The sequence below is a fragment of the Rhodococcus sp. NPDC058505 genome (genome assembly GCF_042720095.1).
Lineage (GTDB): Bacteria > Actinomycetota > Actinomycetes > Mycobacteriales > Mycobacteriaceae > Rhodococcus_G.
This window is the reverse complement of the sequence record NZ_JBHXNB010000033.1, coordinates 16,693-30,207: the sequence shown is the minus strand read 5'-3', so window position 1 is coordinate 30,207 and position 13,515 is coordinate 16,693. Positions and strand designations below refer to the sequence as shown.

At 68.0% G+C, this 13,515-nt stretch carries 15 protein-coding genes; 1 reads left to right on the top strand and 14 read right to left on the bottom strand.

The genetic code is table 11. The features are described from left to right. Positions 1-259 precede the first annotated feature (259 nt). Complete coding sequence (gene murA, locus ACFWPA_RS18195) at positions 260-1,522, bottom strand: UDP-N-acetylglucosamine 1-carboxyvinyltransferase (protein ID WP_378506023.1); 1,263 nt, start codon at positions 1,520-1,522, stop codon at positions 260-262. Positions 1,523-1,581: 59 nt separating this feature from the next. On the opposite strand from murA, the gene ACFWPA_RS18190 reads away from it, so the two are divergent. After that, entirely contained in the window at positions 1,582-2,157 is a 576-nt protein-coding gene (locus ACFWPA_RS18190) for a cob(I)yrinic acid a,c-diamide adenosyltransferase (RefSeq protein ID WP_378571314.1), read from the top strand. 52 nt (positions 2,158-2,209) lie between these two features. On the opposite strand, the gene ACFWPA_RS18185 is transcribed toward ACFWPA_RS18190, so the two are convergent. From ACFWPA_RS18185 to prmC, 13 genes are all read right to left on the bottom strand, one after another. Beyond that, a complete protein-coding gene (locus ACFWPA_RS18185) occupies positions 2,210-2,656 on the bottom strand; it encodes a DUF2550 domain-containing protein (protein WP_378506021.1) in 447 nt (148 codons plus the stop codon). Between the two features lie 41 nt (positions 2,657-2,697). Next, positions 2,698-3,066, bottom strand: coding sequence for a F0F1 ATP synthase subunit epsilon (locus tag ACFWPA_RS18180; protein ID WP_378506020.1), 369 nt, complete (start codon positions 3,064-3,066; stop codon positions 2,698-2,700). A gap of 6 nt (positions 3,067-3,072) precedes the next feature. Continuing rightward, a complete protein-coding gene (gene atpD, locus ACFWPA_RS18175) occupies positions 3,073-4,518 on the bottom strand; it encodes a F0F1 ATP synthase subunit beta (protein WP_378506019.1) in 1,446 nt (481 codons plus the stop codon). A 6-nt stretch (positions 4,519-4,524) separates the two neighbouring features. Beyond that, a complete protein-coding gene (locus ACFWPA_RS18170; RefSeq protein ID WP_378506018.1) occupies positions 4,525-5,496 on the bottom strand; it encodes a F0F1 ATP synthase subunit gamma in 972 nt (323 codons plus the stop codon). A gap of 47 nt (positions 5,497-5,543) precedes the next feature. Next, positions 5,544-7,187 carry a F0F1 ATP synthase subunit alpha gene (atpA, locus tag ACFWPA_RS18165; protein ID WP_378506017.1) on the bottom strand — a complete coding sequence of 548 codons (1,644 nt, stop codon included), beginning with the start codon at positions 7,185-7,187 and terminating at the stop codon, positions 5,544-5,546. Positions 7,188-7,265: 78 nt separating this feature from the next. Next, entirely contained in the window at positions 7,266-8,090 is an 825-nt protein-coding gene (locus ACFWPA_RS18160) for a F0F1 ATP synthase subunit delta (protein WP_378506016.1), read from the bottom strand. Positions 8,091-8,095: 5 nt separating this feature from the next. After that, entirely contained in the window at positions 8,096-8,650 is a 555-nt protein-coding gene (locus tag ACFWPA_RS18155; RefSeq protein WP_378506015.1) for a F0F1 ATP synthase subunit B, read from the bottom strand. A 7-nt stretch (positions 8,651-8,657) separates the two neighbouring features. Then, positions 8,658-8,906, bottom strand: coding sequence for an ATP synthase F0 subunit C (locus ACFWPA_RS18150; RefSeq protein WP_378506014.1), 249 nt, complete (start codon positions 8,904-8,906; stop codon positions 8,658-8,660). Positions 8,907-9,019: 113 nt separating this feature from the next. Next, complete coding sequence (gene atpB / locus ACFWPA_RS18145) at positions 9,020-9,745, bottom strand: F0F1 ATP synthase subunit A (RefSeq protein ID WP_378506013.1); 726 nt, start codon at positions 9,743-9,745, stop codon at positions 9,020-9,022. A 439-nt stretch (positions 9,746-10,184) separates the two neighbouring features. Beyond that, a complete protein-coding gene (locus ACFWPA_RS18140) occupies positions 10,185-10,640 on the bottom strand; it encodes a hypothetical protein (RefSeq protein ID WP_378506012.1) in 456 nt (151 codons plus the stop codon). Between the two features lie 46 nt (positions 10,641-10,686). Further along, positions 10,687-11,886: a glycosyltransferase family 4 protein gene (locus ACFWPA_RS18135; RefSeq protein WP_378506011.1), complete on the bottom strand. Its 1,200-nt coding sequence runs from the start codon at positions 11,884-11,886 to the stop codon at positions 10,687-10,689. Positions 11,887-11,902: 16 nt separating this feature from the next. Beyond that, on the bottom strand, positions 11,903-12,565 hold the full coding sequence (locus ACFWPA_RS18130; RefSeq protein ID WP_378506010.1) for an L-threonylcarbamoyladenylate synthase: 663 nt from the start codon (positions 12,563-12,565) through the stop codon (positions 11,903-11,905). 48 nt (positions 12,566-12,613) lie between these two features. Next, positions 12,614-13,513, bottom strand: coding sequence for a peptide chain release factor N(5)-glutamine methyltransferase (gene prmC / locus ACFWPA_RS18125; RefSeq protein ID WP_378571311.1), 900 nt, complete (start codon positions 13,511-13,513; stop codon positions 12,614-12,616). Positions 13,514-13,515 lie beyond the last annotated feature (2 nt).

Below are 13,515 nucleotides of genomic sequence, written 5' to 3'. Positions count from 1 at the left end.
GGGCGGAGTCGGTGTCCGTGTCGCTCTGACTCGACAAAAGTTACGTGGCCGTGAACGCCACCGCAAATCCGCTGGTCAACCACCATGACCGGACACAAACACGCAGGTCACCCACCCCGATCACCCCGCAGACACCCGAATCCGACCGATGTGACGCCGGACACCACGACCCGGGTCCGCCCCGCCGACGCGAATGGGCGCCGATCCCCCGCACCATGCGAAGGCTCGACGCCCAGTCGTGTCGACCATCGGATCCCGCTCAGTCGGACCCCGGCACCCGCTGGATGTCACCACCGAGCTCGGTGAGGTCCTCGACGAAGCGCGGGTAGCCGCGGTCGATGTGAAAGACGTCGTGGACCTCGGTTGTCCCATCCGCGACCAGTCCCGCGAGGACCAGTCCCGCGCCGGCCCGGATGTCCGATGACCAGACCGGCGCACTCGACAACTGCGGGATGCCCCGGACGACGGCGTGATGACCGTCCGTGCGGGCGTCGGCACCGAGCCGAATCATCTCCTCGACGAACCGGAACCGCGCCTCGAACACGTTCTCGGTAATCATCGATGTGCCGTCCGCGACGGCGGCCAGGCCGATCGCCATCGGCTGCAGATCGGTCGGGAACCCCGGAAACGGCAGGGTGGCGAAGTTGACCGCATGGGGACGTTCCGCCTGAACCACCCGGAATCCATCGGCCTCGACGGTGACCTGTGCCCCCGCGGCCCTCAGCTTGTCGAGGACCAACGCCAGGTGCCGCGGGTTCACACCGCGCACCCGGACGTCGCCGCGGGTCATTGCCGCGGCGATGCCCCAGGTTGCGGCGACGATCCGGTCGCCGATCACGCGGTGGGTCGTCGGGCGGAGCGACGGGACACCCTGGATCGTCAGGGTCGACGTCCCTGCTCCCTCGATCTGCGCGCCCATCCGGCCGAGCATGTTGCACAGGTCGACGATGTCGGGTTCCCGTGCCGCGTTGTCGATGACCGTCTCGCCCTTCGCCAGGACCGCCGCCATCAGGATGTTCTCGGTTGCGCCGACCGACGGGAAGGCAAGGCGAATGTGCGCGCCGTGCAGATCTTCGGCCTCCGCGACCACGCATCCGTGCTGGATTTCGCTGGTGGCACCGAGTAGTCGGAGCCCCGACTGATGCATATCCAGCGGCCGCGACCCGATCGCGTCCCCGCCCGGCAACGCAACAACCGCCCTGCGGCACCGGGCAACCAGCGGCCCGAGCACGCAGACCGACGCCCGGAACTGGGTGACCGCGGGAAAGTCCGCGTGGTACTTGGGTTCGGAGGGCGTGGTGATCCGCGCCTCGTCGCCGTCAAGCACGACGTCGCAGCCGAGGCCGCGCAACACCTCGGCCATCAACGGCACGTCGAGGATGTCCGGGCAGTTGGTGATCGTGGTGGTGCCCTCCGCCAACAGCGCAGCCGCCATCAACTTCAGGACGCTGTTCTTCGCGCCGCTGACGGAGACTTCTCCCGACAACCTATTGCCGCCGGTGACCAGAAAGCGTTCACTCACAGTCGCACAGCCTAACCAGGCCGCGCCGACATCCCGACGAGGCGCGGTACCGTGACCGCATGGCAGTCCACCTGACCCGCATCTATACCCGCACCGGAGACGACGGGACCACCGGTCTGAGTGACTTCTCCCGGGTGTCGAAGAACGATCCGCGCCTGGTCGCCTACGCGGACTGCGACGAGGCGAACGCCGCACTGGGCGTCGCGCTGGCGGTCGGTGCACCCGACGAGCGGATCGCCGGGGTCCTCCGGGAGATCCAGAACGATCTGTTCGATGCGGGCGCCGACCTGTCCACCCCGGTGGTCGCGGATCCGAAGTACCCGCCGCTGCGCGTCACCGCGGGCTACATCGAGCGACTCGAGGGCTGGTGCGACGAGTTCAACGAAGAACTCGAGTCGCTGAACTCGTTCATCCTGCCGGGTGGCACCCCGCTGGCCGCGCAGCTGCACGTCGCACGCACCGTGGTCCGGCGGGCCGAACGGGCGGCGTGGGCTGCCGTCGACGCCGCCCCCGACGACACCAGCGTCCTGCCCGCGAAGTACCTCAATCGCCTGTCCGACCTGCTGTTCATCCTCGGCCGGATCGCCAATCCCGGCGGGGACGTCCTGTGGAAGCCGGGCGCAGGACGAGCCTGACACCGGAAACACGTGAACCCCGACCGGTACCGGTCGGGGTTCACGTGTCTGGTCAGTCGATCGATCCCGGCGGCCTGCCCCGGACGGAACGCCCATGCGGGCGGGACTCCACCCAGGACAGGAAGGCCGTCAGGGCGCCGCGGTCCAACGCGAACTCGAACGCCCGGTCCGCATCGTGCACTGCCACGATGACGATGTCGTCGGTCATGATGTCGAACTCGGTGTCCCGGGGCGAGCGCCGCTCCCCGATGTCGATGCCTTGCCTGGCGATCCGCGAGTCCGGGCCCGGCCGCAGACTCGACAGTTTGAAGAACACCAGGGACTCCTCGCCGTAGCGAATGATCCCGTGCCGCCATCCGATGCCGTCGCCTGCGGGCATCGTCCGCAGGATCACGGCGGTGCCACCGCGGCGGAGCACCGCCAGCCGATATACGAAAGCCGCGACGAGGGCCGCGAGCAGCACAACCAGAATGAAGAGAACGATCACTCCGGTGCTCACTACTCGTCGGCCTACCCGTCGCGGCTTGTCGTGACTACTTGTCAGGCCCGCTCGACAGCGCGGAGCTGGCCCTTGGCGACAGCGAGCGCCTCGTCGGACGCGGTGCTGTCGGCGAGGACGGCCTTCGCGGCGTCGACGTCGACGTCGCCGGAGAAGTCCGCGGACTCCGCCAGGATCGTCACCGTCTTGCCGGTCACCGAGAGGAAGCCACCGTGCACCGCGGCGACGAGACGCTCGCCGCCCGCGGTGGTGATGGCAACGGTCCCGGCCTCGACCAGCTGGCCGAGGACCGGCTCGTGGCCGTACATGATGCCGATCTCGCCCTCGGTGGTCTGGGCGCTGACGAGAGTCGCCTGCCCCGACCACAGCCGCCGCTCGACGGCGACGAGCTCAACGGTCATCTCAGCCATCGTCGACTACTTTCCGGCGATCTTGGCGGCAGCGGCCTCGACGTCGTCGAGTCCACCGCAGCTGTTGAACGCCTGCTCGGGCAGGTGGTCGAACTCGCCCTTGCAGACGCGGTCGAACGCCTCGATGGTGTCGCGCAGCGGCACGACCGAGCCGGCCTCACCGGTGAACTTCTCGGCAACGATGAAGTTCTGGCCGAGGAACTTCTGCAGACGCCGGGCACGGCCGACGAGGACCTTGTCCTCTTCCTGCAGCTCGTCCATGCCGAGGATGGCGATGATGTCCTGCAGCTCCTTGTACTTCTGCAGGATCCGCTTGACCTCGTTCGCAACCCGGAAGTGCTCGGCACCGACGATGCCGGGCTCCAGGATGCGCGAGGTCGACGTCAGCGGGTCCACAGCGGGGTAGATACCCATCTGCGAAATCGGACGCGAGAGCTCGGTGGTCGCATCGAGGTGCGCGAACGTGGTGGCCGGCGCCGGGTCGGTGTAGTCGTCGGCGGGGACGTAGATCGCCTGCAGCGAGGTGATCGAGCGGCCACGGGTCGAGGTGATGCGCTCCTGGAGCTCACCCATCTCGTCCGCCAGCGTCGGCTGGTAACCCACGGCCGACGGCATGCGACCCAGCAGGGTCGAGACCTCGGAACCGGCCTGGGTGAACCGGAAGATGTTGTCGATGAACAGCAGCACGTCCTGGCCCTGGACATCGCGGAAGTACTCCGCCATGGTCAGCGCGGACAGGGCGACGCGCATACGCGTTCCCGGCGGCTCGTCCATCTGGCCGAAGACAAGGGCGGTGTCCTGGAGGACGCCCATCTCTTCCATCTCAAGGTGCAGGTCGGTGCCCTCACGGGTGCGCTCACCGACGCCTGCGAACACCGAGGTTCCGGAGAACTCGCGGGCGATACGGGTGATCATCTCCTGGATCAGAACGGTCTTGCCGACGCCGGCGCCACCGAACAGACCGATCTTGCCGCCCTTGACATACGGGGTCAGCAGGTCGATGACCTTGATGCCGGTCTCGAGGATCTCGGTCTTGCCCTCGAGCTGATCGAAGGCGGGGGGCTTGCGGTGGATGCCCCACTGCTCACCGTCGCGGCCGGTGCCCGGCGCGTCGAGGCAGTCGCCGAGGGCGTTGAACACGTGGCCCTTGACGACGTCACCGACGGGAACCGAGATCGGGCGACCCGAGTCGACGACAGCGGCGCCACGGACCAGGCCGTCGGTCGGCTGCATCGAAATGGTGCGCACCAGGTTGTCGCCGAGGTGCTGCGCGACCTCGAGGGTCAGCGTCTTCGCGACGGACGGGAGGGTGACCTCCGCGTTCAGCGCGTTGAACAGGGCGGGGACGGCGCCGCGCGGGAACTCAACGTCCACAACGGGACCGATGACCCGCACGACCCGGCCGGCGGTTGCCGTGCCGTTCGCGTTGGTTTGGGCTACTGCTGCGGTCATGTGCTCTTAGTCACTTCCTGCGCTCGAGGCGAGCGCATTCGCGCCACCGACGATCTCGCTGATTTCCTGGGTGATCTGTGCCTGGCGCACCTGGTTGGCCTCGCGGCTCAGGGTGTTCACCAGCTCGTTCGCGTTGTCGGTTGCCGCCTTCATGGCGGTACGACGTGCGGCCGACTCCGACGCTGCCGCATCGAGCAGCGACGAGTAGATGCGGGTGTTGATGTACTTCGGGAGGAGGGCGGACAGCAGCGTCCCGGCCTCCGGCTCGAAGTCGTACTGAGCCGTCGGCGCAGCACCGTTCGAGTCGGAGAGCATGTCGTCCCCGAGCTCGAAGTTTTCGTCCTGGTAGCTGATCTCCAGGGGCGCCATCCGGCGCACCTCGGGCGCCTGCGTCAGCATCGACACGAACTTCGTGTAGACGATGTGCAGTTCGTCGACGCCCTCGATCGTGCCCTCACCGTTGTGGGCCGGGATGCTGGTCCCCGACCCCGCCATGAACAGCTCCACGAGGTGCCTGCTGGCCCGTGCCGCGTCGGCGTAGCCCGGGTCCTGGGAGAACCCGGTCCAGGCGCCCTTCACGTCGCGGTCGCGGAAGGTGTAGTAGGTCAGGCCCTTCGTGCCGAGCACGTAGAGCACCGGCTCCTTGCCCTCGCTGCGCAGCAGCGCGAACAGCTCCTCGGCCTCCTTGAGGACGTTGGAGTTGTAGCCGCCGCACATGCCGCGGTCGCTGGTGACCACCAGCACGGCCGCACGCTTCGGGTTGGCACGCTCGTTGAGCAGCGGGTGATCGAGCGATCCCGAGGCACTCGCCAGCGCGGAGAGCACCTTGGTGATCTCCTCGGCGTACGGCTTGGAGGCCGCGACCCGAATCTGCGCCTTGGTGATGCGGGAGGTGGCGATCAGCTCCTGCGCCTTGGTGATCTTCTTGGTCGAGTTGACCGACTTGATGCGGGAGCGCAATTCGCGCAAGTTCGCCATCTACTCAGTCCCTCCTTCCCAATTAGTGTCCGTCACGGCCGTCGCCCTCACTTGGTGACGTGCTTGCGGGTGACGGAAACCTGCTCCTGGCTGACCTCGTCGGCGCCAAGCGCGGACGCCTCGGCCTCGTTGACGACGCGGCTGCCGTCGGACGCGAGGAAGCCCTGCTTGAACTTGTCGGTCGCGGCGGTCAGCGCCTCGATCGAGCTGTCGTCGAGCGCCTTGCCGCCCGCGATCTGCTCGTACACGCCAGCGGCGTTGCGGTGCAGATCCTCGAGCAGCTCGGACTCGAAGCGGCGGACGTCGCCGACCGGCACCGAGTCGAACACGCCCTCACCGGCAAGGTAGATCGAGACGATCTGATCCTCGACGGCAATCGGGCTGTACTGGTCCTGCTTGAGCAGCTCGACCAGACGCTGGCCGCGCTCGAGCTGGGCCTTCGAGGCGTCGTCCAGGTCGGACGCGAAGGCGGAGAACGCCTCGAGCTCACGGAACTGGGCCAGCTCCAGACGCAGCGAGCCGGACACCTTCTTCATGCCCTTAGTCTGGGCGGCGCCACCGACGCGGGACACCGAGATGCCGACGTTGATCGCGGGGCGGATCCCCTTGTTGAACAGGTCGGACTCGAGGAAGACCTGACCGTCGGTGATCGAGATGACGTTCGTCGGGATGTAGGCCGAGACGTCGTTCGCCTTGGTCTCGATGATCGGCAGGGCCGTCAGCGAGCCGCCGCCGAGCGCGTCGGACAGCTTCGCCGAACGCTCCAGCAGGCGGGAGTGCAGGTAGAACACGTCGCCGGGGTAGGCCTCGCGTCCCGGCGGGCGACGCAGCAGCAGCGAGATGGCGCGGTACGCCTCGGCCTGCTTGGTCAGGTCGTCGAACACGACGAGGACGTGCTTGCCCTGGTACATCCAGTGCTGGCCGATGGCCGAGCCGGTGTACGGGGCCAGCCACTTGAAGCCGGCGGAGTCGGAGGCCGGGGCGGCGACGATGGTGGTGTACTCCATCGCACCGTTCTCCTCCAGCGCCTGCTTCACGCCTGCGATGGTGGAGCCCTTCTGGCCGATCGCGACGTAGATGCAGCGGACCTGCTGCTTCGGGTCGCCAGTCGCCCAGTTGGCCTTCTGGTTCAGGATCGCGTCGATGCAGACCGCGGTCTTGCCGGTCTTGCGGTCACCGATGACGAGCTGACGCTGGCCGCGGCCGATCGGGGTCATCGCGTCGATGGCCTTGATGCCGGTCTGCAGCGGCTCCTCGACCGGCTGGCGCTCGAGCACCGTTGCCGCCTGCAGCTCCAGGGCGCGGTTCTCGGTCGACTCGATCTCGCCGAGGCCGTCGATCGGCTGGCCGAGCGGGTTCACGACGCGACCAAGGAAGGCGTCGCCGACGGGAACGGAGAGGACGTCGCCGGTCCGCTTGACCTGCTGCCCCTCCTCCAGGTCCTGGAAGTCACCAAGGACGACGGCACCGATCTCGGTGGCGTCCAGGTTCAGCGCCACACCGAGGACGCCGCCGGGGAACTCCAGCAGTTCGTTGGCCATCGCCGACGGCAGGCCGGTGACGTGCGCAATGCCGTCGCTGGTGTCGGACACCGTGCCGACCTCCTCACGGGAGGCCTCCGGGGAGTAGCTCGCGGTGTAGTTCTCGATCGCGCTACGGATCTCGTCGGAGGAGATCGTCAGCTCCGCCATGTTCTTCCTGCTCTCGGTATCTGGTCTCGAAAATGGTTCGGGAGGGTGGGTGCTGCGGGCCGCAGCGGTGGACGCCGGCTACTTGAGGTTCTTGCGAAGCGACGCGAGTCGTCCCGCGGCACTGCCGTCGATGACCTCGTCACCCACGCGGACCACGAGTCCACCGAGGAGTTCGGGGTCGACCTCCACGTGCACGGTGACCGGCTTCCCGTAGGTCCGGGTCAGCGTCTCGGCGAGCCGCTGAGCCTGCGCGTCCGACAGCGGGGTGGCGCTGCGCACGTGGGCGACCGCCTTATCGCGTCGGGCCGCGGCCAGCTCGGACAGCTCGTTGAACGCATCTGCCGGTGCCGACTGCAGCCGACCGACCGCCTGACCAGCCAACGCCTCGGTGACCGCCGTGACCTTGCCGTACAGCAGCGTGGACAGCAGCTTCCGCTTCGCCGCCGCGGGCTGGGCACGATCGGACAGGTTCTGCTCGAGGTCGGCGTTGCCTGCCACGATGCGTCCGAGCCGGAACAGCTCGTCCTCGACGGTGTCGAGCTGGTTCTGGTCGTCGGCTGCGCGCAGCAGCGACTCCCGGCCGAGCTGGACCAGCGAGTTGCGCAGGTCCGCGGAGGTCGACCAGTCCTGGCCAGCTGCCGCCTTCAGCGTCGCCAGCGTCTCGGCGGACACCTTGCCCGAGAACACCTGCTCGGCGAGCGCCTGCCGGACGGCCGCGGGGGCCGACGGATCGGCCAGCGCGGCGCGGAGGGTGCGCTGGCCGTCGAGGACCTCGACCGCCGTGAACAGCTCCGCGCCGGTCTGTGCCGCAGCCGCGGTCGCCGCGCCGGCCGAAACCCCGGCCAACGCTGATTCCAGGGCGCTCCTCGTCTGAGTCAGCGCCTCACGGCTTGCTGCGTACATGGTGCTCACTTTCCGTTCGCGGAGCTGACGGCGTCCAGTTCGCTGAGGAAACGGTCGATGGTGCCTGCCCGCTTCACGTCGTCGGCGAGGGTCTCACCGATGACCTTCTCGGCGAGGTCGACCGCGGTACGGCCGAGATCACTGCGCAGTTCCGCAACGATCTGCTGACGCTGAGCGGTGAGCTGGCTGTTGCCCGCGGCAACGATGCGGTCGCTCTCCTCCTGCGCCTGCACCTTCATCTCGGCGATGATCTGCTGGCCCTGGGTGCGGGCGTCCTCGCGGATCGCCGCGGCCTCGGTGCGCGCGTCGGCCAGCTGAGCGCGGTACTGCTCGAGCGCAGCCTTCGCCTCCGACTGGGCCTCCTCGGCACGCTTGATGCCGCCCTCGATCTGGTCGGTACGGTCGGCCAGCACCTGCTGGAACTTCGGGAGGATGAACTTCCAGAAGACGACGCCGATGACGGCGACACAGACCAGCGACCAGACGATGTCATAGGTCGCGGGGAGCAGAGGATTGATGTCCTCGCCCTCCGCGGCCGCGATCACTGCAATGTTCGTCATGGCGTGATCAGAAAATGAAGCCGGCGACGAGGCCGATCAGCGCCAGGGCCTCGGTGAACGCGATACCGAGGAACATGTTGGTACGGATCTGGCCGGCCAGCTCGGGCTGACGGGCGATGCCCTCGATGGCCTTGCCGACGACGATGCCCACGCCGATGCCGGGGCCGATGGCGGCGAGGCCGTAACCGATGGCGCCGAAGCCCTCACCGGTGGTGGTGGTCGTAACGGCTTCCTGTGCCAGGTACGCGAGGCTCATTGGTTTTCCGTTCCCTTTCTGTTGCCCGACGCCGGGTTCGGCGAAGGGTCAGTTTGTGTGGTGTGTCAGGCAGTCAGTGCAGGCCTGAGCGGAGATCCGTGCGGATCGTCCGGTCAGTGCGAGTCGGCGTGCAACGCCAGGTCGATGTACACGGCGGTCAGCAGGGCGAACACGTACGCCTGCAGGAAGATCACCAGCATCTCGAAGAGGGTGAAGCCGAACCCGGCTGCCAGCGAGAAGATGCCGAACACCTTCATTCCCGCGGCTGCCTCGAAGAAGAAGAACTGGGTGGCGCTGAAGAACAGCACGAGCATGATGTGGCCGGCGAGCATGTTGGCCATGAGTCGCACGGTCAGCGTGAACGGCCGCAGGATGAAGGTCGAGATGAACTCGATCGGAATCAGCAGCACGTGCAGCGCGATCGGGACGTTCGGGACGACGATGGACGACTTCACGTACTTGAAGAAGCCGTACTTCTTGATGCCGACGTAGTTGAACACCACGTACGCGAGCGCGGCCAGGACGATCGGCATGCCGACCCGGGCGTTCGACGAGATGTTCAGGAACGGGATGACACTCGACGCGTTCAGGAACAGGACCGTGAAGAAGATCGTGACCAGGACGGGCAGGAAGCGCTTGCCCTGTTCCTTACCGAGCACCTCGTCGGCGATCTGCTCCTTGACGAAGTTCAGGCCGATCTCGGCCACGTTCTGCACGCCGCGAGGGATGAGCTTCGGGCTGCGCATCGCGTACGCGAAGAACGCGAGCAGGACGACCGACATCAGGATGCGGATCAGCATCAGTCGGTCGAGCTCGAACGGGGTGCCCTCGAACAGCACAGCGGGAGGGAAGAAGTCGGTTAGTGACGGCGGATGGAATTCCGCGGCCAAGGTGGTGACGCTCAGCGGTCTCTCCCGTTGTCGTGGCCGCAGGCGGCATCGCCTGCGGTTCGATCGGACATTGACGAACTAACAAGTCGACAAGGTCGGCTCGCGTGTTCGTCAGCCGCTGAGGTCCACGCGCATCCATGGATGTCGCTGGTCCTGCGTCTGTCGGTGTCGGCGACTGTCGTCGACTCGGCGGCCCCACCACGTGCGGATCCGGTCGACTAGACCGATTCCGAACACACTCGAACGGAGTCACCTGTGCGGCTGCCAGCCGACGCTGTTTCGTCTGATTCGCGTCGTTCCAGCACTCGCGTGGGGTCGACCCTATCAACACTTCTACGACGTTGTGTAGACGGGGGTCGATCAAACCGGTCAACTACTGGCCGTAGTACTACTTTCCGTCGGACTCCGCGTCGCCCGGATCGGGGCTGTCGACGTACGGAACCTTCACCCGCAGCAATCCGTACGTCTCGGCGCCGAGCACGATCACGAGCGCCAACACCATGACGATGACCAGTGCACCCTTGCTGTAGAAGTCCATCCCCTTCAACAGCCCCAGCACCAGGATCGCCAGGATCATCTTCAGCAGCCAACTGCCGAGCAGGATCAATCCCGACGTCGCGGGCGGCATCTTCTCGGTGAACAGCACGGCCAGCGCGGTGCAGAGGATGAACCCGCCGCCGACCGCGACCCCGATCAGCGCACCCCACAGCCCGGGCAGGCCCGCGACCAGCGCGGCCACCACGGACCCGAGGACCGCGAGGGCGACCAGCCCCGCCAGTCCCCAGCGCACCGCGGCGCGAAGCGGTGCGGACGGATCGGGCAGGGGTTCCGGAGAGAAGCTCACAGCGGTCCAGGGTAGCGGGCGCCCGCGCGCCTCCCCCGCAGCACCGTCAGCCGGCGCCGCCGTCGCGATCACGCACCCGCTGCACCCGCAGCGACGGCACCGCGGTCACCACCAGGGCGAAGACCAACCCCCCCGCGACGAGCAACACCACGATCCGCCGGTCGAACAGGGCCGAGCCGACCGCACCGAAGGCCAGCACCCCGACCCACAAGTAGATCAACAGGACCACACGCCGATGCGAGTGGCCGATCTGCAGCAGCCGATGATGCAGGTGCATCTTGTCCGGGGCGAACGGGCTGCGGCCCGCCATCGTGCGGCGGACCACCGCGAGCAGCAGGTCCAGGATCGGAATGAACATCACCGCACCGACCAGCAGCAGCGGCGAGAGCAGGCCGAGCATGTCGCGGGATCCGTACGCGTTCAGCGGGATCCGCCCCGAGGCGCTGGTGGCGATCGCGGCGAGCATCAGACCGATCAGCATCGACCCGGAGTCGCCCATGAAGATCCGGGCGGGCTGAAAGTTGTGCGGCAGGAAGCCGAGGCAGGCGCCGGCCAGGGCTGCCGCCATCATCGCGGGCGGGTAGGCGCTCACGTCACCGCCCTGTTCGTGCAGCAGCCCGACGGAGAACACGCAGATCGCCACCGACGCGATCAGCCCGAGACCCGCGGCAAGGCCGTCGAGGCCGTCAACGAAGTTCATCGCGTTGATCATCACGACCGCGACCAGCGCGGTGAACAGCCCGCCCTGCAACTGGTCGAGGACGACGGTGTTCACCCCGCCGAACGGGACGTAGAGCACCAGCCAACTGACGCCCATCACGACCATCACGCCCGCGGCGGTGACCTGGCCGACGAACTTGGTGAGCGCGTCGAGGCCCCAGCGGTCGTCGACGAACCCGACCGCGACGATCACCGTCGCCGAGACCAGGGCCGCGGGGATGTCCTTGGTGTTGTATTCGAATCCGCGCATCAGCGCAGGAAGTTGCTGCGCGAACAGCAGGGCGGCGACGAACCCGAAATAGATGCCGAGGCCGCCGAGCCGCGGTGTCGGCGTGACGTGCACGTCCCGGTCGCGGGGCACCGCGACCGCACCGAACCTGAGCGCGAACAGGCGCACCGCCCCGGTCGCAAGAAACGTGACGACCGCGGCGGTGAACAGCACCAGCAGCAGTTCCCGCAGCGGCACCCCGGCGCCGCGGGTCGCCTGGCCGTCTGCGAGTAGGAGCGTGGCGTCGACTGCGGTCACTGTGCCGTGCTCACCCTCACGCCCCGCCCCCGAGCAGACTCTCGACCGTCACGCCGAGCACCTCGGCGATCTCCGGCGTCGGCACCGCACCCTCACGCAGGATGCGCGGGACGTCGGAGGTCAGGTCGACGATCGTCGAGGCGAGCGCGTGCTCGGCAGGCCCGCCGTCGAGGTACACGCCGACACCGCCGCCGAGCTGATCCCGCGCCTCCGCCACGGTCGTCGCTGGCGGCTGCCCGGAAATGTTCGCGCTCGACACCGCCAGCGGGCCGACCTCCCGGAGCAGTTCCAGGGCGACCGGGTGCAGCGGCATCCGCAGCATCACCGTCCCCCGCGTGTCCCCCAGATCCCACGCCAGCGAGGGCGCCTGCTGGACAACGAGACTCAGCCCGCCGGGCCAGAAGGCCCGGATCAGTTCGCGGGCCTCGGGGCGCACCGCGAACACCAGACCGTCGATGGTGTTCCAGGAACCGACAAGGACCGGCACCGGCATGTCCCGGCCACGCCCCTTGGCCCGGAGCAGGCTCGCGACGGCGTCGCTGTCGAAGGCGTCGGCGGCCAGCCCGTACACCGTGTCGGTGGGGACGACCACCAGCCGACCGGCCTTGAGTGCATTGCCGGCCGCCCTGATTCCGGCCTCGCGCGTGTCGGGTTGCCCGCAGTCGTAGACGATGCTCACCTGTTCATCCTTTCACCGGCCAAACGGACCGCTGTCGCCACCACCCTCTCAGGGTCGTCGCGCTGCCTCCGCCGCCGTCGCGACACGCCGGGCCACCACGAACCGCGGCTTGCCCGCGAGGTCGTCGTGCTCGGCAACCTCCCCGAACACCCGCCGCTCCCGCAACAGCGCGGCCACCTGGCCGCCATTGCTGTCATCGTGCTCAATCGCCAGGGCACCGCCGATCCGCAACCATCGGGCGATGTTCGCGACCATCGGCGTGATCACCGACAACCCGTCCGACCCGCCGAAGAGCGCCGAGTGCGGATCGTGCTCGGCGACCTCCGCGTCGAGCGGGGCCCCCTCGGGGATGTACGGCGGGTTCGACACGATCAGGTCGACACCGCCCTCCAGTTCCGGAAGCAGGGTTCGTACGGTCACGTCGCCCTGATGCAGCACGATCGGCGTGTCCCCCCGCGCACTCCGCGCGTCGGCGTTCCGGCGCGCCCAGGCGAGGGCCTTCGACTCCAGTTCGACGGCGTGCACCACCGCGTCGGGACGCGCGTGCGCGATCGCCAACGCCAGGGCCCCGGATCCGGTGCACAGGTCGAGCACGACCGGGGGCCGGGTCGGGGTCGACTCGAGCACCGCAAGCGCCCACGCGAGCAGCAGTTCGGTCTCCGGGCGGGGCACGAACACGCCCGGCCCGACCGCGAGGTCAATTTCTCCCATGGAGGCGATACCGGTGATGTGCTGCAACGGAATTCGCTTGGCCCGCTGCGCGACCAGGTCGCGATAGGTCGCGATGACGTCGGGGTCGACGAGCGGCACCAGGCCGAGGCGTCCGCGTTCGACGCCGACCACGTGCGCGGCGAGGAGCTCCGCGTCCGTCCGCGGGCTGGGCACACCGGCGTCCTCGAGGGCTCTGGTGGCGTCGAGGATGGCCAGGCGCAACGGTTGTCGGGTCACGG